At 59.6% G+C, this 21,603-nt stretch carries 17 protein-coding genes; 11 read left to right on the forward strand and 6 right to left on the reverse strand.

All coding sequences use genetic code 11. The features are described 5' to 3' along the window. Positions 1-2 precede the first annotated feature (2 nt). From ppk1 to OQE62_RS07735, 8 genes are all read left to right on the forward strand, one after another. Entirely contained in the window at positions 3-2,045 is a 2,043-nt protein-coding gene (gene ppk1 / locus OQE62_RS07700) for a polyphosphate kinase 1 (protein ID WP_265721434.1), read from the forward strand. Positions 2,046-2,451: 406 nt separating this feature from the next. Further along, positions 2,452-2,886, forward strand: a complete 435-nt coding sequence (locus OQE62_RS07705) for a hypothetical protein (RefSeq protein WP_265721435.1) — start codon at positions 2,452-2,454, stop codon at positions 2,884-2,886. Positions 2,887-3,073: 187 nt separating this feature from the next. Then, positions 3,074-3,643, forward strand: coding sequence for a hypothetical protein (locus tag OQE62_RS07710; protein ID WP_265721436.1), 570 nt, complete (start codon positions 3,074-3,076; stop codon positions 3,641-3,643). 49 nt (positions 3,644-3,692) lie between these two features. Continuing rightward, complete coding sequence (locus OQE62_RS07715; RefSeq protein WP_265721437.1) at positions 3,693-4,115, forward strand: Tse2 family ADP-ribosyltransferase toxin; 423 nt, start codon at positions 3,693-3,695, stop codon at positions 4,113-4,115. After that, positions 4,105-4,317, forward strand: coding sequence for a hypothetical protein (locus OQE62_RS07720; RefSeq protein WP_265721438.1), 213 nt, complete (start codon positions 4,105-4,107; stop codon positions 4,315-4,317). The genes OQE62_RS07715 and OQE62_RS07720 overlap by 11 nt, the downstream gene beginning before the upstream one ends. Before the next feature lie 586 nt (positions 4,318-4,903). Continuing rightward, positions 4,904-7,717, forward strand: a complete 2,814-nt coding sequence (locus tag OQE62_RS07725; RefSeq protein ID WP_265721439.1) for a TonB-dependent receptor — start codon at positions 4,904-4,906, stop codon at positions 7,715-7,717. Between the two features lie 269 nt (positions 7,718-7,986). After that, positions 7,987-9,426, forward strand: a complete 1,440-nt coding sequence (locus OQE62_RS07730) for an alkaline phosphatase PhoX (RefSeq protein WP_265721440.1) — start codon at positions 7,987-7,989, stop codon at positions 9,424-9,426. A 150-nt stretch (positions 9,427-9,576) separates the two neighbouring features. Continuing rightward, positions 9,577-10,446, forward strand: a complete 870-nt coding sequence (locus OQE62_RS07735; protein ID WP_265721441.1) for an endonuclease/exonuclease/phosphatase family protein — start codon at positions 9,577-9,579, stop codon at positions 10,444-10,446. Between the two features lie 283 nt (positions 10,447-10,729). Here the strand turns inward: OQE62_RS07735 and OQE62_RS07740 are convergent, their stop codons facing one another. The 3 genes from OQE62_RS07740 to OQE62_RS07750 are packed head-to-tail and all read right to left on the reverse strand — an operon-like array spanning position 10,730 to position 15,126. Next, entirely contained in the window at positions 10,730-13,648 is a 2,919-nt protein-coding gene (locus tag OQE62_RS07740) for a TonB-dependent receptor (RefSeq protein WP_265721442.1), read from the reverse strand. Between the two features lie 3 nt (positions 13,649-13,651). Further along, a complete protein-coding gene (locus tag OQE62_RS07745; RefSeq protein ID WP_265721443.1) occupies positions 13,652-14,620 on the reverse strand; it encodes a FecR family protein in 969 nt (322 codons plus the stop codon). Beyond that, on the reverse strand, positions 14,617-15,126 hold the full coding sequence (locus OQE62_RS07750) for an RNA polymerase sigma factor (protein ID WP_265721444.1): 510 nt from the start codon (positions 15,124-15,126) through the stop codon (positions 14,617-14,619). Before OQE62_RS07750 ends, OQE62_RS07745 begins: the two co-directional genes overlap by 4 nt. Positions 15,127-15,607: 481 nt before the next feature. Between OQE62_RS07750 and OQE62_RS19480 the strand changes: the two genes are divergently transcribed. Next, on the forward strand, positions 15,608-16,018 hold the full coding sequence (locus OQE62_RS19480; protein ID WP_449288959.1) for a GFA family protein: 411 nt from the start codon (positions 15,608-15,610) through the stop codon (positions 16,016-16,018). Positions 16,019-16,199: 181 nt separating this feature from the next. On the opposite strand, the gene gcvA is transcribed toward OQE62_RS19480, so the two are convergent. Then, positions 16,200-17,117, reverse strand: coding sequence for a transcriptional regulator GcvA (gcvA, locus tag OQE62_RS07755; protein WP_265721445.1), 918 nt, complete (start codon positions 17,115-17,117; stop codon positions 16,200-16,202). A 108-nt stretch (positions 17,118-17,225) separates the two neighbouring features. On the opposite strand from gcvA, the gene OQE62_RS07760 reads away from it, so the two are divergent. Beyond that, complete coding sequence (locus OQE62_RS07760; RefSeq protein ID WP_265721446.1) at positions 17,226-18,326, forward strand: cellulase-like family protein; 1,101 nt, start codon at positions 17,226-17,228, stop codon at positions 18,324-18,326. A 48-nt stretch (positions 18,327-18,374) separates the two neighbouring features. Here OQE62_RS07760 and OQE62_RS07765 read toward each other — a convergent pair whose 3' ends face one another. Both OQE62_RS07765 and aceK read right to left on the reverse strand, forming a co-directional pair. Then, entirely contained in the window at positions 18,375-18,929 is a 555-nt protein-coding gene (locus OQE62_RS07765; RefSeq protein WP_265721447.1) for a hypothetical protein, read from the reverse strand. 124 nt (positions 18,930-19,053) lie between these two features. Beyond that, complete coding sequence (gene aceK / locus OQE62_RS07770) at positions 19,054-20,799, reverse strand: bifunctional isocitrate dehydrogenase kinase/phosphatase (protein WP_265721448.1); 1,746 nt, start codon at positions 20,797-20,799, stop codon at positions 19,054-19,056. Between the two features lie 102 nt (positions 20,800-20,901). On the opposite strand from aceK, the gene OQE62_RS07775 reads away from it, so the two are divergent. Further along, positions 20,902-21,510, forward strand: coding sequence for a MarC family protein (locus tag OQE62_RS07775; protein ID WP_265721449.1), 609 nt, complete (start codon positions 20,902-20,904; stop codon positions 21,508-21,510). Positions 21,511-21,603 lie beyond the last annotated feature (93 nt).

Below are 21,603 nucleotides of genomic sequence, written 5' to 3' on the forward strand. Positions count from 1 at the left end.
ACATGTCCGATAATACGCCGCTATACCCCAAAGAGCTAAGCTGGCTGTCCTTCAACGAGCGTGTGTTGCAGGAGGTCGAGGACGAAAGTGTACCCATCATCGAGCGGGTGCGCTTCCTGGGGATCTTTTCCAACAACCTGGACGAATTCTACCGCGTACGCGTGGCGGATGTGCGCCGTCTGGCGACTTTCACCAAGGGCGGCAAGAAAAAGGAGCGCTTCTCCGCACTGCTGGGCAGCATCAACGAAAAGGTGTTGCGGCTGCAGCGACGTTCCTTCAGCGCCTACTCCAAAGTGCTGGCGGACCTGGACCAGCACAATATTCACCTGGTCAACGAAAAGCAGCTCACGCACCGGCAGCGCGTTTTTGTCGAGGACTACTTCCACCGGGAGGTGTTGCCGGAGCTGGAACCCTTCTTTATCGATGGTCGCCACATCATGCCGCTGCTGAACGAAGCGAGCATTTACTTTGCCATCTACCTGCAACTGGAGGGCAACGCCGAGCGCTTCGCAGCCATGGAGATTCCCACCGATGTGCTGCCGCGTTTCGTGGTGATACCGCCGCGGGAGGGCAAGCGCGAGAAAGTCTATATCGTGGTGGACAATATCATCCGCGCCTGTCTCGCCGATGTCTTCCGCAATGTGCTGCCGATCGAGAAGGCCGAGGCCTATATGTTCAAGATCAGCCGCGACGCAGAGCTGGAGCTGGGCGAACATATCACGCAGAACATCGTCGACCGGGTGGCGAAATCCCTGAAGAAACGCAAGAAGGCCGACCCGGTGCGCCTCGCCCACGACGCCGCCATGCCGGAAGTGTTGCTGAAGCTGGTGAAGAAGAGACTGAACATGGGGCGCTACGACAGCTATACCCCGGGTGGGCGCTACCACAACTCCAAGGACTTCATGAACTTCCCGGCGGACTCCGCCCGCCACCGCTACAAGCCCCTGAAAACCCTCGCCACGCTGCCGGACAACGAGAGCGTCTTCGACCAGTTGAGCCGGCGCGACCTGTTCTTCTACTACCCGTATCACGACTTCCGTGCCATCACCAACCTGCTGATCAGTGCCGCCATCGATCCCCAGGTAAAGGAAATCCGCATCAACCTCTACCGGGTGGCAAAAAACTCCCGCGTGGTGGCGGCGCTGGTCAACGCCGTGCGCAACAACAAGAAGGTGATCGCGGTAGTGGAGCTGCAGGCGCGATTCGACGAACTCGCCAATATCCACTGGTCCAACGAACTGCGCGATGCCGGCGTCCATGTGATCTACGGCGTGCCCGGACTCAAGGTACACTGCAAGCTTATTTCCATCGTGCGCGAGGAAGGTGGCGGAGAGCGCTTTTACAGCCACTTCGGCACCGGCAACTTCAACGAGAGCACCGCCCGCGTCTACTGCGATTTCAGCCTGCTCACCAGCGACCAGGGCCTGGGGCGCGACGCCTACGATGTATTCGAGTTCATTCAATACCCCCACCTGCGCCCGGAATACCGCCATATCGCGGTATCCCCCTACACCAACCGCCCGGCACTGCTGGAAGCCATCGATCGGGAGATACAGGCCGCAGAGGCGGGAAAACCGGCGGCACTCTTCTTCAAGTGCAACAACCTGGTAGATAGCGAAGTGATCGAACGCCTCTACCGCGCCAACGCCGCCGGCGTGAAAACCCGCATCATCGTGCGCAGCATGTGCTCCCTGGTGTGCGAGACACCGGGCCTGTCGGACAATATCCGCGTAATCAGCCTGGTGGACAAATACCTAGAGCACGCCCGCGTCTACATCTTCCACAACGGCGGCGAAGAAAAGATCTGGCTATCCTCGGCAGACCTGATGACCCGCAACCTGGACCACCGCGTGGAAGTCACCTTCCCGGTGCAGGACGAACAGCACCGCAAGACGGTCCGTAAGATCATGGAACTCCAGTGGAGCGACAACAAAAAAGCGCGGGTCCTGGATGCCGAGCAGAGCAATACCCGTATTGCCGACAATACCAGCCGGGGATATCGGTCGCAGGATGCGATTTATCGTTATCTTAAAAGGTTGAACTGAGTTCTGTCGGGGAATCTGAACAAAGACGGTAGCGAAGGAGTGCTGCCGGATCTCCCTCAGAAATGCCTTCCCCTCCTTCCGTTGGGCCAGTATATCCAGTCATCATTACACCCGCGGAGCAGTGAACCTGGAAGGAAAACAATCGTCTGAGCCGATATTTTTGGCTGTGGGTGGCTTTTCCCAAAAGAGCAGGAATAGCAACTGTTTAGAGGTTGGTGGAGAATATGGGGTATGAGGCATGGTGATTGTTATTGCCGTGGAGTACGATAGTACTACTTTCGCCAAAATCTTGACGGTGCGGGCGTTGCAGAGCATTCTTGGTAGAGTTGTCTCAATTGAGATATGAGACGGGATATACTGGATATATCGGTTGTTACGACTACGATTTAAATGTTAGAGCATACATATGGCTACTGAGTTATTAACAGCAATCATAACTGCGTCAGGTGCTGTTGCTGTGGCTGGAGCAAGTTATTGGTTCACGAAGAAGCGTGAGCGTGAGGCTGAACTACGTAAAGAAAAGTTGGCTCACTATAAAGATTTCGTCGCATGCTTAAGTGGCGTTATTAGCGGAGAATTTACACCAGATGGTCAACGAGCCTTTGCACTTGCCTGTAATAAATTAAACTTGATCGCTCCGCAATCCGTGATTCGTGCGCTGCAAGAATTCCAGGAAGAAATCAAAATCTCGAATGACACGAAAAGCCAGGAAGCTCATGATCGTCTAATGTCAGAACTACTCTTCGAAATGCGAAAGGATTTGGGAGTAAAGCCAGGAGATGAAAGAAGTTCGTTAACCGTTGGCTTATGGGAATCGGGACAGCTGCCCGCGAAGATCTGACAATGCCAAGCACAGCGAGGGCTTTTCCGTTGCGGCTTAAACTTCACTACAAATTCGCACGTGTTGGCGGCGTTAAACCCAAGGGAGGCTCATGGCAGAGTCTATATCTATCACAATATCGTTTCTGGCCTTACTCATTTCTGGAACAACCGCTTGGCTGACATTATTCCAGCGAGGCACTGTCCGAATGACGCAACCTACTGTCATTTTTTTCGGTCCAGATGCCCCGCGAACTCCCAGCGAGGAGGGGGCGCCGAAGATTTATCTCCGTACGTTGCTGTTTTCGACGTCGAAGCGCGGTCGGGTCATCGAAAGTATGCACGTCACGCTGTCTCGTAATGAGGCTAAGCAGAACTTTAATATTTGGGTTTGCGGTGAGAGTAAATTAGCCCGTGGTAGCGGACTTTACGTCGGCGAGAACGGTATATCCGCAAATCATCATTTTCTAGTTCCGGATGACGATTCTAAATCGTTCCGATTTCGGAAAGGAAAATATCGTTTAGAAGTTTTAGCTCATATACTTGGCGATAAGAATCCGAAGCGACTTCACTTTCAGGATTTAGAAGTTACTGCCGAGTTGGCAGCGCAACTCGAAGAAAAGGGGGGCGGTCTATATTTTGATTGGGGTCCAGACTCGGAAGAGTATATTCCACATATTGAAAGCCGACCTCCATCCCCTGATTTGGCGGAGGTTTCAGCCTTGCTGGGTTTAACAGGTCGCTCAACTGGACGCGCGGCCAAGCCACGCTCCGATTAGCTTGGCGTTAGAAAACCGAGTTATCAAGACTAGGAAAGGAGGATCAGGAATGATCGCAATGGAAGATCTTTATATCATGGATGTGGCAGAATTTACCAAGGATCTATATCGCATGGGGAATGCAACTTGGCCAGCATTCACAGAAGATAGGGCTAGAAGGGATGTTCGTATTGTGGTCCAAGATGGGATTGAAACGGTAGTAGCTGATGGCAATGGATTCTCGGCCTTTGACCACATGACAAAAATAATGTCAAAGCCAGGGAAGAAGGTTTGGAAGATAAAAAAGGGAGCGGTTATTCCTCCAGAGCTAGTTTTAGTCAAAGATCAAAGACCCGGTCACGAAGGTCATTATATGATAGCCCCTTCCAGGAATATGCCTCTCAAGAAATATCTGGGCGCTATGGAAGAGCTGGGCCTTGATCGCACTAGAGTTGAATTGTTGATTGCAGGGAGTGGTATTAATGCCGTCTAAAGGTTTTCATCCAATCGTTAGTGAGTACCATATTCTATGGGAGGCGCTAAAACACTATGAAGATCGTCTGGAAAAACTTTCTTCAATGGAAACAGATGAAGATAAGCAGCTTACATATGACGAGAAGTTGCAAGACTTGGAGGGAGTTTTGAATTCCCTGAAGGTTGCAGCTAAAGAGGATTATGGTATGGACCTTGAGTAGCCCTTTCTTTGATCAGCCGCCCCAAGGTGCATTGCCCGCTCTTGGGTTGGGTGTTCGGGCTGTAGAAAGTTCGAGCATGCATTCAGTACATAAGTTTTCTGCAGAGAGTGTTATGAAGTGCTTTGTCTCGAGAAGCACTATCAGCCGTCTCCGGGCGCAAAGCGCTATCTGCCGTTATTCTCGTAATCTGGGTTGAGGTTTCGGCCTCATCCCTTTTTCTCTCCTGTATTCTTCTTTCCCTTTTCTCCTCTCACTGTCCTTTTATAAGGGCTCATCGTTGTATTAATCGCTATTCCGGATCAAGTCGGGCATGGCAGACGATCTGGAATCCGGACAGTTTGGGGCTCTTTTTCTGGATCCCGTGTCAAGCCCGGGATGACGATTACGAAAGGGTGTGGAAGCGGGTAGCTATCCAGTATAGAAACGTATTGTTTCATTTTGATTAAGAGATCGAAATAGGGAAAGAAATAAAATAATTGTCCCCCTCCGCGCTGTTTTGATCTCTATGTCAGCAGCGGATGAAAACCGCGCATTGATGGCCGGTTTTTCCGACCGTTGACTGACCTTGGGAGCTGAGGATTTCAAAATGAAGCGCATAGATTTCAGTAAAAAGCGCCTGGCGCAGGCCGTACCGTTGGTGAGCAAGCTGGGCCTGATGGCGGGTGTCTCCGGTGCTGCGCTGTTTGGTGCCGGGCCCGCTGCCGCGCAGGTGGAGGTGGACGAGGATCGTATGGAGACAATCGTGGTGACGGGCACTTTCGCCGGCAGCCTCGATCGTTCCCTCGATGTGAAGAGAGATGGAGAGTCGATTTCCGATGCGGTTGTTGCCGCCGATATCGGCAAGCTGCCCGCGGTAAACGTTGCGGAAGCGCTGCAGCGGGTGCCGGGCGTTACCATTGTCCGCGAAGCGGGGGAGGGCCAGTTTATCAGCGTGCGGGGCCTGGGGCCGAACTTCCAGTCGGTGACATTGAACGGCATGCCGCTGGCCTACAACGAGAATATCCGCACCTCGGGCCAGTCCGGCCGACAGTTCCGGTTCCGGGTGTTGCCCGCAGACCTGATCGATGGTGTGGTTGTCTCCAAGGCGCCTACCGCCGATATGACCGAGGGCGGTATCGGCTCCTCGGTGGAAATCCGCATGCTCGATCCGCTCGATCGCGATCCGTTTGTCTCCACTTCCTTTGAGGGCAGCTACGAAGAGCTCGCCGATACCCTGTCACCGAAGAGCGCGGTTTCCGCGAGCTGGCAGAATGAAGGCGGTACCTTCGGCGTTTTGGGCGGTGTGTCCTACCAGGAGCGGGAAGTCCAGTTCGAGCGCTTCGGCAACGGCTGGGGCGAGGTCACCGAAGAGGATGTCACCGATGCCGATTATCTGCACGGTGTTGCCGTGCCGGGCGATATGCAGGTGACCCTGGAGCAGGAAAAGCGCGATCGCATGAGTGCTGTCGGCGGTGTGCAGTGGCGGCCGTCGGAGAATCTGGAGTTCGATCTGGATATGCAGTACTCCCAGTTCAACAACGAAATTGCGGAGCGCCGCCTGACCTACCAGACATGGGGCTACTGGGATAATCTGGACCAGAGCACCGCCGTTATCGAGAACGATCGGCTGGTTGCCGGCACCATCAACGGTGGGCGTATCCGCAATACCACGGAATTTTCCGACCAGGCGCATGAAAATACCATCGTAATCGCCGGTGCCGAGTACGATGTGGCGGCGTGGACCTTCGAGCCGAAAGTGAGTTTCTCCCGCGCTACCTCGGATCTGGAGACACCGCTGCAGCGCATCGAGTACCGCACGGCGGAAGGCGTGGGCAACACGACCTTCGACCTGGGTGGGGATGCCGTCGGGGATGCGGAGATCAACGCCCTGTACACGGATCTGGACCTGACCGATCCCGCCACGGTGCCGTTCCGTCGCTACCGTATCCGCCCGATGAATTCCGAGGACGAGGACGTCACCTTCAAGTTTGACGCCACGCGCGAACTCGACATGGAGTTTGCCGACGTCTCCCTGACCCAGCTCAAGACGGGGATCCAGGTTTCCGACCGCTCCCGCGATTACCAGCGCCGGGATCGCAGCACCACCACATTGCGCGACGGTCTCAGCCTGATCGATGACTTCAACGATGTAATGGTTCCCGGCAACACCTTCGATCAGGTTGTCGGTCAGGGGCAGCTCTGGACCTCTGCAGACTGGGACCTGTGGCGCGAGTCTTTCGTCATCGACGGCGAGTTTGATGGTGTGGAGCCGAGTGCCGATCAGCTGGAGCCCACTGCCGCAGACATGCGCAATTCATACGGTATTGACGAGGAAATAACCGCTGTCTACGCGAGGCTGGACTTCGCCTCCCAGGTGGGTGAAATCCCGTTTTCCGGTATTGCCGGCCTTCGCTATGTGGAGACCGAGAGCCTGGTAGAGGGAACCCTGGCCAGCGCCGAGACTGACGGGCAGGGCAATGTCAGCACCGTGACCACTGCTCGCACGACGGATAACACCTACAAGGAACTGCTGCCGAGTGTAAACCTGAACTTCGATCTGCACGATGACGTGATCATGCGTCTGTCCGCGAGCAAGACAATGACGAGGCCCTCCCTGTCCGAGCTGCGGGATGTTGTGGTGCCCAACAGTGGTACCGTCTCGGATATCTTCGTACAGGGCGCCGCAGCGCTGGACGATCCGGGTCTGGTCCTGACGGCTGCGGGTGGCAACCCCTACCTGGAGCCCTACACCTCCTGGAACCTGGATATGTCGCTGGAGTGGTACTTCAACGACTTCGGGGCCTTCTCCGTTGCGGGCTTTTACAAGGATGTGGACAACTACATTGCATCGGACTTCGAGACCCGCACATTGCCGTTTGCCGTGAACGATGGCTCCACCCTGCCCGTGGATGTGCTGGTCAGTTCCCCGGCCAACGTCGGCGACGTGGCCATCTCCGGGCTGGAGCTGGGCTTTACCGGTCGGCTGGATATGGGGCTCGGTATTGCGGCAACGGCGACCTTCGCCACCTCTAAGCTCGAGCTGGACAAGTCGGGTGTGGGCCTCCAGACCGCCGGTATCCAGGGGATTTCCGATCAGAGTTTCTCCATCTCGCCCTTCTACGAGGCCGGGCCGTTCGAGGTCAACCTGAGCTACACATGGCGGGATGACTATCTCACCGATGCCGGTGTGACAGTCACCTCCCGTCCCACCGAAGAGGATGCGACACCCTTTTACCAGAAGGGATATGGCACGCTGGATATGGGGGCCAGCTATACCTTTGCCGAGAATTACGAGGCTTTCATGCAGGCTGTCAATCTCACGGAAAATCGCCCCTCTACCTATGTGGGCTCCGATGATCGCCTGCACCAGATTCACAATTACGGCCGCACGGTGAATTTCGGGGTGCGTGCGAAGTTCTAAGAATCGCGGCCCGTTACACATTCGCCTGCAAGCAGGCTCCTACAGAGGCATTCGGTAGGGTGCGCCGCGCGCACCGGCGGATGTTGGCACGGTTGCCGGGCAACGAAATGGTGCGCACGGCGCACTCTACTGGCTGTAGGAGCCTGAGATGCAGCCGAAAAAACAGAATCCTGGTCCCTACGGAACGATTGCTGATCGTATCCGGACGCTTCGCCGTACCCCCCATCGGGGTACGGCCTTTTTTCGTATTAAAGAGAGGTAACAAGACCATGTTGAGTCGACGTGTTTTTCTGCAGCGTGCCGGGGCCGCTGCACTCGCCTTTGGCGGTCTTGCCAGTGCGCCGGCACTGGCGCAGAGCTACCGGATTGATCCCGTGCGGGGGAGCCGCGGGTTTGGCGATCTTGTCGGCGGGGAGGGGGATATCCTGCACCTGCCCCCCGGTTTCAGTTACCGGGTGCTGTCGAACACCGGCGACAGCATGAGCGATGGCCTGCTGACCCCCAGCGCGCCGGATGGCATGGCTGCATTTCCTGCGGCCGGCAATGCCCACCAGTGCCTGCTGGTGCGCAACCACGAACTGGATTCCATCGGCGAGGAGGTGGGGCCTTTCGATGGTAAGCCCGAAGCTGCGGCCGGGGTTTCATCGCGGGTGTTCGATCTTTACCGCAACGAGCTGCCGGTCAAGGGTGGCACCACCACACTGCTGTACGACCATCGCAGCGGCAGCATCGAGCGTTCTCACCTGAGCCTCAGCGGCACGGTGCGCAACTGTGCCGGCGGTCCCACGCCCTGGGGCAGTTGGCTGAGTTGCGAGGAGACGCTGGCGGGTCCGGCGGACGGTTTCGGCCGCGACCACGGCTATGTGTTCGAGGTGCCGGCGGATTCGCGCGGGCTGGTGGAGCCGGTGCCGCTGCGGGATATGGGTCGCTTTACCCACGAGGCGGCGGCCGTCGACAGCAGCAACGGCATTGTCTACCTGACGGAGGATGCCGATGGCTCGGTGTTCTACCGCTTTATTCCCGATACCCCGGGCGAACTGGCCAGGGGCGGCCGCCTGCAGGCCCTGGTGATTCGTGGCCGGCCCGGCGCCCAGACCCGCAACTGGCCGGAAGACGAGGGCGAGCCGATCACTACCGATCAACAGTTCGACTGCGACTGGATCGACCTGGAAGGGGTCGACAATCCCCACGGCGACCTGGCGCAGCGCGGCGTGGCCGACGGTGCCGCGAGCTTCTGTCGCTGTGAAGGGGTCGCCTTTGCGCAACGCGAGGATGGCAGCCGCGAGATCTTCTTCGCCGCCACCGGCGGTGGGCCAAAGAAGATCGGCCAGATATGGCGCTATATTCCCAGCCCCGATGAGGGCACCGCGACGGAACGCAAATCGCCGGGCAAGCTGCAGCTTGTCTATGAAACCCGCGACCGGGCCATCATGGAATCCTGCGATAACCTGGCCGTGGCCCCCTGGGGCGACCTGATCGTCTGCGAGGACAGCTACTCCGCGGCCCCGGATATGCGCAACTATATCCGCGGCATCACCCCCGAGGGAAAAATCTATACCCTGGCAATGAACGCCCACTCGGACAAGGGCGAATTCTGCGGCGCCTGTTTCTCACCGGATGGCTCCACACTGTTCGTCAATATCCAGCGACCGGGATTCACGCTGGCCATTACCGGGCCCTGGTCTTCCGCCCGGGCCAGGCGCGCCTGATGAATCGGGGATAACAAATCGGAAACCTTTTTGCCGCGATAAATTCATGCAGATTCCTGTCACCTGAAGACGCCTTTCTCCCTCAATAGAGGTGTCCGGAAAATATTTTCCGGACATCCAAGATTGAAAGAAAGATAAAGGAGACTCTGCATGAAATTTCTGATCGGTTTTCTGGTGTTGGTGCTGAGTGGCACTGTCACCGCCCAGCACAGCCTGACAGTGCTGACCTACAACGTGGCCGGCCTGCCGGCCTTCCTGAGCTCGGGAAACCCGGCGGAGAACACGGCGGCAATCAGCCCGCTGTTGAACGACTACGACGTGGTGGTGGTGCAGGAGGATTTCAGCTATCACGACGATCTCGTCAGCGGGCTGAACCACAGCTACCAGTCGCCACACTCCGGCGGTGTGATTGTCGGCGACGGCATGAACCAGTTTGCCTCTGTCGACGTGGGCGGGTTTTCCCGCATTACTTGGGACGACTGCTACGGGCTCTTTTCCAACGGCGCCGACTGCCTGACACCCAAGGGCTTTTCCTTCTCCCGCCTGCAGTTGGACGGCGGTGCCGTAGTGGATCTCTACAACCTGCATGCGGACGCGGATATCGATGAGCAATCCAATGCGGCGCGGGCGAGCAACCTGCTGCAACTGCTGGCCTATATCGAACAGCACTCCGCCGGGAATGCCGTGATCGTTGCCGGAGATACCAACTCCCGTTATACCCGCTCCCCGGACAGGCTGCACGACTATATCGACGCGGGCTTTGCCGATGCCTGGGTGGAAATGTCCCGCGGCGGCGACTATCCCGCCAGCGGCGCCCCGGCACTGACCGACTGCGCGGATAAAAACAGCGGCAGCTGCGAGCGTGTGGACAAGATTCTCTACCGCAGCAGTGCCTCGGTCACCCTGGAGCTGCAGGATGCCCATGTGCCATCGCACTTCGTCGACGAATCCGGCGAGCCGCTGTCGGATCACGATCCGGTACTGGCCAGCTTCGATTACACCGTCAACAGCGGCCATTAGACGTGCTGTGAGCGACCGTCATTCCGGTACCGGGATGACGGTCCTGCGGGTTAACGGTTCTAAAGGGGGGCGTCAAAACCTAGTATTGGTCGCCTCAAAATTTTTCTGACCAAACTCCACCCTCCGGGTCGTCATCCCGGACTTGATCCGGGATCCAGCGGAGGTGCCCCGTCGGCCTGGATTCCGGATCAAGTCCGGAATGACGGTTCTGAGGGATGACAGTCCTGAAGGTGGGGTTTGGTCAGAACAATTCTGAGACGACGTGTAATAACCGAAAGGCCAATCACTCGAAATGCAGCTTCACCCCGGCGGAGATGCGGCGGCCGTAGTAACTGTAACCGGCAAACTCCCCGCCGGTGACATACTCCCGTTCCGCGGCGCCGGTGAGGTTGATGCCTTCGAGAAAGAGCCCGATATGGTCGTTTAGCGAGAGCGACAGGTAGGCGTCCAGGGTGCCGAAGTCCCTGCTGTTCCGGGCCGAGCGGTTGCCATCGTCCGGTTCGCTCAGGGAGTCGTCCCGCCAGCTGTACTGCAGGCGGGAGGTCAGTTTGGGCGAATCGTAGAATATACCGAAATTGAAAGTGCGCCGGGCGACGTCTTCCAGTTGATCCTGCACAGTGCCGTTTTCGCGTTGGTAGTGGGCGCGGGAGTCCGACAGGGTCAGGTTGGCCTGGGCCCCGAGCCGGTTCCAGGGTGGCGGCAGCCAGTGCATGTTCTGGCGGTAGTCCAGCTCCAGCCCGCTGACCTGCGCCCTGCCGCCGTTGACCCGGGTGGTCAGTTTGTAGGTCTCGCCGTCGATCTCCGCGGGTGCGATATCTCGGTGAATGAATCCGTCCAGGGATTTATAGAAGGCGCCGACGCCGATCATGCCGCCCTGTGTGCCGGCTGCCCCGGGCAGGTAAAACTCAATGCCGGTGTCCAGCTGCCAGGCGGTGACCGCGTTCAGTTGCGGATTGCCGCCTTCCGCGGTTTTTTCCTCGCCGGAATTCAGTGTCAGCCGCGGGGCCAGGTCCTGCAGGTCGGGGCGCTTGAGTGTGCGTGCGGCACCGATACGCCAGAGCGATTGCCCGGGCAGTTCCACGGCCAGGTTGGCCGCCGGCAGCAGTTGTCCGTACCGCGCCGAATGAGAAACCGGTTCGGCGGTGTCGGCGCGGCTGTCCAACCGGTGTCCGCGGGCCCGGTGCCGGGTTTCCGCGTAGCGCAGGCCGATATTGCCCCGCCAGCCAGCGCCATCCAGGTCGAGCTGCGCATAGGCCGCGCCCACGGTTTCGTCCACGCTGTAGGAGTTCACCCGGTTCTGTTCCGACAGCAGGTTGTCGGCGATAGTGTCGGCATCCACATGGCGCCAGAAAAGGGATTCGTCCGGCACCAGCCATTGCTGCGGCAGGCCGCTGTCCGCGCTGGAGAGAAAGTCGTCGACTGCCAGGGTGCCGAAGTGGTCCGGCGGAAAATACTCGCCCTCTATTCCCCCGGTGATGATGGCGTCGGTGCGCCGGTAGTCGCGCATGCGGCGCTGCATCTTGATTCCGGTCTGCAGATTGGAAATAAAACCGCGATCGATATCGCGGGTGGTGGAGAGTGCCGCTGAGTAGTTGCTGTCCCGGGTATCGTTGCGCCGCCACTCCAGGCGCCGCCCGGGAAACGCGGCGGCGTCGAGCAGGGACAGGTCGGGGTAATCCAGCTGTGGCAGCCGCTCGCTGTCGGCGCCGGGGAGCTCGAACCCTATAGCGGTATTGTCTTCGCGCTGCAGGCGGGTGCGGCGGATGGGATCGTCGTTGTAGCTTTCGGCATCGGAGGCGGCCGCCGACAGGGTGTAGGACCAGTCGCGGTTCCAGTCGCCCTCCAGGGTGAAATCCAGCGCGCGGCCCAGGTCCACCAGGCCGGCGGTCTCGCGGCCGATCTGCACCGAGCCGGCGTCGGTGGCGCCGGTGACAATCGCCTCGCCGCGCAGGCCGATACTGTCCGGGTTCAGCGCGGCGATATCATAGTCGGCGCTGTAGCTGTATTCCCGGTAGTCGATATCCTGCTGCAGTTGCAGGAAGTTGAGCGCCCAGGCGGTGCCGGATTCACTCTCGCGCTGCACGGCGAAACTCAGCCCGGAGCGCTCGCGCCTCTCCTGTTCCAGTGTGGGCCGGATACTGCCCGGCGACATCAGCGCTCCCTCCCGGCCGGGGAAGGGATTCTGTTCTGCCCCCAGTTGCTGCCAGCCGAAATTCATCACCCGGTCCTGGCGCAGGTTGAGCCGGCTGCGGGTGCCGGCGAGGAAAATTCCCAGGTCGCCGGCGGTGTTCACCCAGTTTGCGATCAGCGAGAAATGGGGATCCCGCCGCTGTGCCAGCCGGGATTCGCCGGCGGAAAAATGCAGGTCCAGTTTGTTGTGGCCGATATCCAGGGGGCGGAAAGTGCGGATATTGACACTGCCGCCGATGGAGCCCTCGTCGTCCGCGGCGCGCGGGGATTTTTTCACTTCCACCGCCGACACCAGCTCGGGGGGCAGGGTGTCGAAATGAAACTGGCGGCCGTACTGGCCCGAGGTGCGCACGTTTTCGTTGGTGGCCACCGGGTTGCCGTTGAGGGTGAGACGATTGAAGCGGGTGGGCAGCCCGCGAATGCTGACAAACAGGGCCTGGCCCCGGTCGCGCACGACGGAGACGCCGGTGTTCCTGCCTAGGGCATCGGCGATATTCCCGCCGGGGGATTTCCCGATCTCGCCGGACAGCAGGATATCCAGGTGCTGGTCCGCATCGCGCTTCAGCGCCAGGGCACTCTGCAGGCTGCGGCGATACTCGCCGGTGGCGACCACTTCTTCCAGCGGCGGGTCGTCCCGGATATCGGCCGGCGGGTCGGCGCTGTCGCTCTTCGCAGTGCGGACCAGCCAGCCCTGCTCGGTGTGTGTGGCTTCCAGGCCGCTATCTTGCAGCAGCCGCGCCATGGCTTCGGCCGGTGCAAGGCGACCGTTTACTGCCGGCGACGACAGGCCGGCAACCAGTGCCGGGTTGAACAGCACCGTCTGCTGCCGGAGGCGGGAAAAGGCGAGCAGGGCGTCGCCCAGGGGCTGCGGGGGAATGGTGAAGTCCGATTTTTTCTCTTCTTCCGTCTTTGCGCCCGTGTCGATATCCGCCGCCGCGGCGGCGCCGGCCGCGGCCAGTGTCAGCAGGCATGCAAGGTATCCGGCGAGATAACCGCTGCCCCGGCAGTGCATGGTTCAGGGCGTCCGCGCGCTGATCACTATCCGGCCATCGCGGTGGGAAACCTCCAGCGGGTAGAGTTCGCCGAGCAGGCCCAGTGTCGCGCCGGTATCCCGCAGGTCAAAGCGGCCGGCGATGCGCAGGGAGCGCAGCGCCGGGTCATTCAGGGCAATGGGCCTGCGGCTGTAGCGGGACAGGTGTTCTACCAGGTAGTGCAGCGATTCGTCGTCGATATCCATCCAGCCGGAGCGCCAGGCCCCGCGGCGGGAGGGGGTAAAGTCGCGGACGTCGATGCGGCCGTCGCCGTGCAGCCGCAGCTGCTGGCCGGCGGTCAGAATCCGCGGCTGCGGCATGGATTCCCGCCGCACCCTGACCGTGCCCTCGTGTACCCGCACATCGACGCCCCGGGCGATGCGATCGACGCTGAACTCCGTGCCCAGCGCCTCCACGCGGGTGGTGCCGGCGACGACGGTGAAAGGGCGCCGGCGATCCCTGGCCACGGCAAAATAGGCAGCGCCGCGGTGAAGGCGGATGTGACGGGCGCCGGAGAGATACTGCACGTCCACGGCGGTATCCGCTTCCATCGACACTTCCGAGCCGTCTTCCAGCGCCACTGATTTTTCCTCGGCGATGGCGGATTCATAGGCGAGGGGTTCGGCCGCATCCGGCGGGAAGAAGCGCTCCTGCCCGAACCAGGCCAGCGCGCACAGCAGGCAGGCCGCGGCGGCCATGCCGGCGGCGCGCAGCGGTCGGCGGCTGCGTTTCGGCGTCGGCGCCTCGATTGCACCGGCGGCGGCCGCCAGCGCCGGGTCACCCCAGGTGGCGAGCATACGCTCGAACAGTTCGCGGTGGCCGCCGCTGCGCAACCACTGCTGCAGCCGGCGTTTCTCCGCCCCGTCCAGCGGCCCCTCCGAGAGCCGCTCCACCCATTCGGCGGCCTCGGTGTAGGGATCTGTGGCAGTCTGGATAGTGTCGATCTTGTTCATACTGTCTGCTGGTCCCGCTGCTGCCGGTCCAGGTGGCGCTGGATGTCGACCAGGGCCCGGGTCATGTGTTTTTTCACGGCCTCCCGGCTCAGGTTGAGGGCGCGGGCAATTTCCTCGCGGCTCTCGCCGTGGATCCGGCGGCGGATGAAGACTTCGCGCCGCAGCGACGGCATGGCTTTCAGGGCGGCGGACAGGCGTTCAACCCTCTGGTTGTAGCTGTAACTGTCCTCGGGGGAGGGGCCGCTGCAGACCGGCTCATGCTGGTCGAGGGGCTCCTCGCGCACGCGCCGGCTCATCAGGTTGCGGGCGGTGCGGATGGCATAGGCGACGGGATTGTCGATGCGGCGGGCCCGGGCCTGCTCCAGCACCCGGGTGACGGATTCCTGGTAGACATCGGCGGCATCGCCGGGGTCCGCGGTGTTGCGGCGGACATAGCGCCGGATCTGCGCACTGCCGTCGAGCAGTTCCTGCACTAGCTGCCGCGGTAGTCGCCCGGATTCCGGCATTGGCGAGAGTCCCCCCGATGATTGTTATCCCGGGGAGAGTCTAGTGGCGGAATGTTACAGGTATGGGAAAAATCGAATATCGAGCCCGGAATTGGTGGGATGGCAAAGTGAAAGCAATGGTCTAGTGGTCCATGCGGTAAATTCAGTAACACTATCTCTTCGCCACAGGCCCCAGTGCTGCGTTGAAAAAGCTTGAATTAGCGCTGCTAGTCCTGCGCTTTTTCGCCTTGCCCTGGAACCTGTGGCTGTGAGCTAGAGTCACCGAATTTACCGCATGAACCACCAGAGGAGGCGTCGAAAACGGGGATCGTAGTCGCTGTGATCAATTACCCTAATTGATACGTTTAGATTGATCTCTCTGAGGCCTTGACGATATGGGGGAGGTGCAGTCATTCTGGAAGTATTTCGACTGTGGACATCGTTCAGGGTTATTGTCGTGGCGACTGATATACAAATGTTAAACATCAATCAGGAGGCTAGTATGGATATCTCAGGAAGTTGCCTTTGCGGATCGGTTAGATACACGAGCTCGGGTAAAGTCACAATGGCTGGAAATTGCCATTGTATTAATTGCAAGAAGGCGACAGGAAGTGGCTATGCGCCGGTGTTATTTGTCCCGAAGGACTCCGTAGAGATAACCGGAGATGTCAGGTACTACCAAACAACGGGAAAGCGTGGATTTTGTCCGAATTGTGGATCTTCGTTGTTCGAGGATCCTGCAGTCGAGAACCCCGGAGAGTTTCTTTCAGGGATGCTTGGGATTTGTGCAGGATCACTTGATGATCTTTCCCAATACAAGCCTGAGATTGACATTTTTACTAGCCGGTCGGCTACGTGGGAATGTATGGATCCGAATCTTCCGAAATTCAGCGAAATGCCCTCACCGGATTGATGTCTAACGAGGCGCTCCAGCCGACCGTGTAGTTAACCCGCATGGACCACTAGCATGGGCTGCCGGCGGCTGAGCTTGAGCGTTATCCAGATGCTATAGATTTCCACAAGGGAGCTTTCACTATGCCACTACACTTATGTATCAAACTTGAACTGTGACAAACACACCCCGGCCACCAGGCTCACTTCATCCGCTGTACCTCGCCCGATACCCACTGGCGAAGAGCCCGCACCCCTGGCTCTTCGCCGCTGTTCTCCGGATAAACCAGGTGATAGGCATACTCCTCCGCAACGCTGACTCCGATATCGAACAGCCTCACCATTCGTCCCTGGGCCAGATCGTTTTCGACCATCTCCAATTCAACCAGGCCAATGGCGTTTCCGTCGGTGACCGCCTGCACTACATGGCTTGAATCCGTAAAGGCGACACATCGGCTGTCGTCGAAGTTGTCGATGCCGGCTGCGGCCATCCAGGTCGACCAGCTTGGCCAGACCATGCCTTCGGTCTGGCAGTCGACATGGCACAGGGTGTGGTGGAGAAGGTCCTGAGGCTCTTTTGGGGTGGGGCCGGTTTCAAGCAGTTCCGGACTGCACACCGGCACAACAAGGGTGTCGAACAGGCGCTCCGAGCGCGTCCCCGCGTAGTTCCCGGTACCGAAGCGGATGGCGGCATCCACGTCGTCTATGTCGAAGTCCCGCACCCGATCCGTGATATCGAATGTGAGTTCCAGATCGGGATTCGCCTCCCGGAATCGCGACAGGCGGGGCAGAAACCAGTGGGTGGCAAACCTCGCACCCAGGGAGAGGCGCAGGTGTGTGGCGCCCCGGGCCATTTTCTGGGCGCGGCCGGTGGCCTGGTGCAGATTGTCCAGGGCATCGCTGGTGGCTTCGAACAGGACGGTGCCGGCCGACGTGAGCAGGATCTTGCGGCTGGTGCGTGTGAACAGTGTTATGCCGAGCTGGTCCTCGATCTCCCTGATCTGGAAGCTGACCGCCGCAGGTGTCAAACCCAGCTCCTCGGCCGCGCGGGTGAAGTTCAGGTGTCGACCGGCGGCCTCGAAGGTTCTGAGTGCCCGGGTTCCGGGGAGCATTCGTCGCATAAGCTTTCAAGAATTTCTTGATGATCTGTCGAAAATTACTCGTTTCTCAGCGCCGGATCAATGGCACATAGTGGCTGTCACCAATTGATCTGTTGAAGGAGCTTGAAGATGCTGATATCCGAAGTGACCCGTCCACTCGCGATCGCGATGTGGGATTTCTCCTGGCTGGAGCGCCGATGGCCCGGCGCCGGCTACGAGGATTGGGGCAGGGCCCTGGATGAGCTGCAGGAGCGGGGCTACGATGCGGTTCGTATCGACGCCTATCCTCACCTCTTCGCCGCCGACCCCCGGCGCGAATGGGAGCTGTTGCCCGTCTGGAACCAGCACGATTGGGGTAGCCCGGCGCTGACCCGGGTCAGGGTGGAGCCGGCCCTGAATCAATTTATCGGCATGTGTGCGGAGCGGGGTGTGAAGGTTGCGCTTTCGACCTGGTTTCGCCAGGACAGGGACGACGTGAGGATGCGAGTCCATTCCCCGGCGGATCTGGGGCGGGTCTGGAAGAGCGTCCTGGATTCCATCGACGGGGCGGGGTTGCTCGACAATATTCTGTGGGTGGATCTCTGCAACGAGTGGCCGGCCCCCCTGTGGGCCCCATTCCTGGAGGCCGGTTCGATGCCGTCGCGTACCCGCCCCGAGATAAGGCAGTGGATGGCGGATTCCATCGACGTATTGCGGCAGGCCTACCCCGGTCTCGACTACTGCTTCTCCTACACCGCGGAGTACACCAACTGGCGGGAGCAGGATGTCTCCTTTATGGACCTGCTCGAGCCCCATATCTGGATGGCGCAGGCAGAAGTGAGCGACTTTGAGGAAAGGATGGGGTTCGACCTGGGGCGGGCCAGCTTCGATCCAGGGATGTACGAAATCCTGGCCCGGAATGCCGAGTCCCTTTACCGGAAAGACCCGGATCACTGGAAAAATTGCCTGAAGAAGGGGATCGACCTGTTGGCGGACTGGTCCCGCCACACCGACAAGCCCCTGATCACCACGGAAGGCTGGGCCCTGGTGGCCTATAAGGATTGGCCCCTGCTGGACTGGGACTGGGTAAAAGAGTTGTGCGCCTTCGGTGTGGAGGAGGCATCGAAGACCGGCCGCTGGACCGCGCTTTCCACCAGCCACTTTTGCGGCCCGCAATTCGAGGGTATGTGGCGGGACGTCGAGTGGCACAGGCGCCTGACCGACCTGATTCACGAGGGGCGAATCGGGTAATCCTGCAACCAGCCGGGACATTCCACGATGTCCCGGCATTCTCTATGTTTATTGACTGAATCCCACCAGCTTGCCGTGGCTGAAGGAAAAGCGGAAGCGCTCGCCGACCTCGAGTTTTTCATCGCAGGTGGACTGGATGGTGATGCGGGGGAACTGGGGGGTAACCACCCAGGTCTGTAGATCGTCCCGGGGGCCGTTACCGATCAGCCAGTAGTGGTCGCCGCCCTCACAGGTACCGGCACTGGTGCACTGGTCGTATCCCCAGACGTAGGCGGAGACATCGAACTGGGTGGGCGCGCTGTCGGCCTCGCGGAAGGGAGCTTCGGAGTCGCCGGTTTCCGTGTAGAGGTCGCGGAAGGCGACGCGTCGGAAGCCTTTCGCGGGAGAGTTGCAGTCGACCGTGTGGGGCTTGGCCTTGATTCGCGCGTGGGCGGGGCGTCCCGATTGTTGCGGCGCGGCTTTGGTTTCTGCCCGGGCGGGGGACTCGGTTTTTTCGGCCTCTTCCCCCTCGGGCTCTGCCATTTCGCTGGGCAGGTGGCCGCAGCCCTGCAGGGAAACCAGTGCCAGTACGCCCAGGGCCGTTATTGCGCCGTTAAACCGCACAGTGACTCCTTTGCAATCGAAAATCTTCTTCCACTATAGCTCAGGCCCGGGGCCTGCCGACACGCCTCCCGCTTCTACGATAGGCAGGCTGCGCTTTGCCCATCATGCGGCAGCGCGGTGCCATTCAGCTTTTGCGGCCGGAGCGGCGTCTGAAGCGCCATTTGCGGCGGTAGGGGAAGGCGCTTTCGATATGGCCGGCGCGGATGCGGTCCTGCAGCCGCTGCCAGTAGTGGTAGTCGTAGAGATCGTTGTGTTGCTCCTCGAAGGCCCTGCGCGCGGTGGGATTGCCGGAGAAGAACAGGCGGAACTCTTCGGGGAAGATGTCCGCTTCGTCCACTGTGTACCAAGGCTGGTCGGACAGCTCCTGTTCAGCGGTCTGCGGCTCCGGCAGTTTGCGAAAGTTGCACTCGGTGAGCGGGCAGAGTTCGTCGTAGTCGTAGAAGACAACGCGGCCGTGGCGGGTCACCCCGAAATTTTTCAGCAGCATATCGCCGGGGAAGATGTTGGCCGCGGCCAGTTGCTTGATGGCGTTGCCGTACTCCTCCATGGCCTCGCGGATCTCCTCGTCGCTGGCGTTCTGCAGGTAGAGATTGAGCGGCTCCATGCGGCGCTCTACATACAGGTGTTTGATGATTACCCATTTGTCGTCGATATGCAGCTTCGAGGGCGCCAGTTCTTTCAGCTCCTCCAGCAGCTCGTCGCTGAAGCGGTTGCGGTAGAAAATGAAGTTGGTGTATTCCTGCGTATCCGCCATGCGGCCCACCCGGTCGGAGCGGGACACGAACTTGTATTTCTCGCGCACTATCTCCTCGGTCACGGTTTTGGGGCGGTCGAATTTGTCCTTGATCACCTTGAACACTACCGGGTAAGAGGGCAGCGTGAACACGCTCATCACCATGCCCTTGATGCCCGGGGCGATGATGAATTTGTCGTTGCTGACCTTCATGTGCGCGAGGATATGGCGGTAGAACTCCGTCTTTCCGTGCTTGTGGAAGCCGATGGAGTTGTACAGTTCGGAGCGCTCTTTTAGCGGCATGATGGTGGACAGGAAGCGCACGAACCGCGACGGGATAGGCGCGTCCACCATGAAGTAGGAGCGGGTAAAGCTGAAGATGATACTGGTGGAGTCGTTGCTGTAGAGCACCGTGTCCACGAAGATGCTGCCGCGACCGTTGTTCAGGCAGGGCAGTACCAGCGGCACCACCTCGCCGCCGAACATCATGCGGCCCACCAGGTAGGCGGCCTTGTTGCGGTAGAACACCGACTCCAGCATGTCCACCCGCAGGACCTTCTCGTTCTCCAGCCCCGCCAGTGGCTCGGCGCGCAGTGCCGCGCAGATATTGGCGATATCCCGCTGCTGATCCTCCCAGGGGGCGGAAAAGCCATAGTCGTTGAGGATGTCCTCGATCATGTACTCGAGGCCGTCGCCGGCGCTGTAACTGATATAGATGCTGTAGTCGCGCAGCGGTTTGTCGTCGGGCGGGCGCGAGGGTTTCACGAAGATATTGCTGTCGTGAATATGTTCGTGTTGGAACTGGTTGCAGAATACCGAGTTGAAGAAGGTCTCGGCAATCTCGTAGTTACTGTGGTTGGCGATCAGCTGCGCGTAGGTGGCGCGGGCGTCGCGCCACAGCTCCAGCATGCTGGTGTCCTTGCTGGTGACCGAGTGGACCAGTTTCAGCACCTGGTTGATCTTGGTCTTGTAGAGGTCTATGCGCGCCTTGTTGGCCTGGTGCCCCTCCTGCCAGGCGGCCCGCTCGAAGCGCGCCTTGGCGCCCAGGGTGATGTTCTGGAAATCGGCGAAATAGGCGTCGAATCCATTGAGGATGGTCTTGGCGATGCGCCGCGCGGTCGGTGAGTGGTTGGTCATGCGCTAGACTTTGTGTTCGGGGCAGAATTCACGGGAGTGGCCCGCGGGCCTTTCCTGCAGTCAAGTTTAAGCCGATATTAGCACGGTCCGCCGGAGCGTCCCTTGAACGATTGGATCAGCAGCTTTGTCTTTTTCTTTGCCGTGATCGACCCGGTGGGCACGCTGCCGGTGTTTATCGCCGTCACCGCCCAGCACGCCGAGTGGCAGAAACGCAAGATCGCCATACTGTCGGTTGTGGTGGCCACCGGCATACTGCTCTTCTTTCTGATCGCCGGCCAGTACCTGCTGGAGACCATCGGCGTGCCGCTGTCCGCCTTCCAGGTGGCCGGTGGTGTGGTGCTGTTCCTGTTTGCGTTGACGATGATCTTCGGTGAAGGAAAGCCGGAACAGGAAGTGGGAATCATTCAGAAGGGGAACGAGACGGCGATCTTCCCGCTGGCGGTCCCCTCGATCGCGTCCCCCGGGGCCATGCTGGCCGCGGTGGTGCTGACCGACAACTATCGATTTGACATCATTCACAATATGTCCACCGCCACGGCCATGATCGCGGTGTTGGGAATCGTATTGGTGGTTCTGCTCACCGCCAACTGGATCTACCGCTGGATCGGCAATGCCGGAGCCAATATCGTCAGCCGGGTGATGGGGCTGATCCTCGCCTCGGTGGCGACTACCAATGTACTGCTGGGAATCCAGCAGTTCTTTTCCATCTGAAGCGGCTCCGTTGAGGATTTCCCCGCTTGCCCGGTGAATCGGGATGGAAAATTCTTGGTGTAGAATGCGTGGGTTTGTGAAGTTCAAGGATTA

Origin of the sequence: Microbulbifer halophilus (assembly GCF_026183675.1) — a bacterium.
Classification (GTDB): Bacteria; Pseudomonadota; Gammaproteobacteria; order Pseudomonadales; family Cellvibrionaceae; genus Microbulbifer; species Microbulbifer halophilus.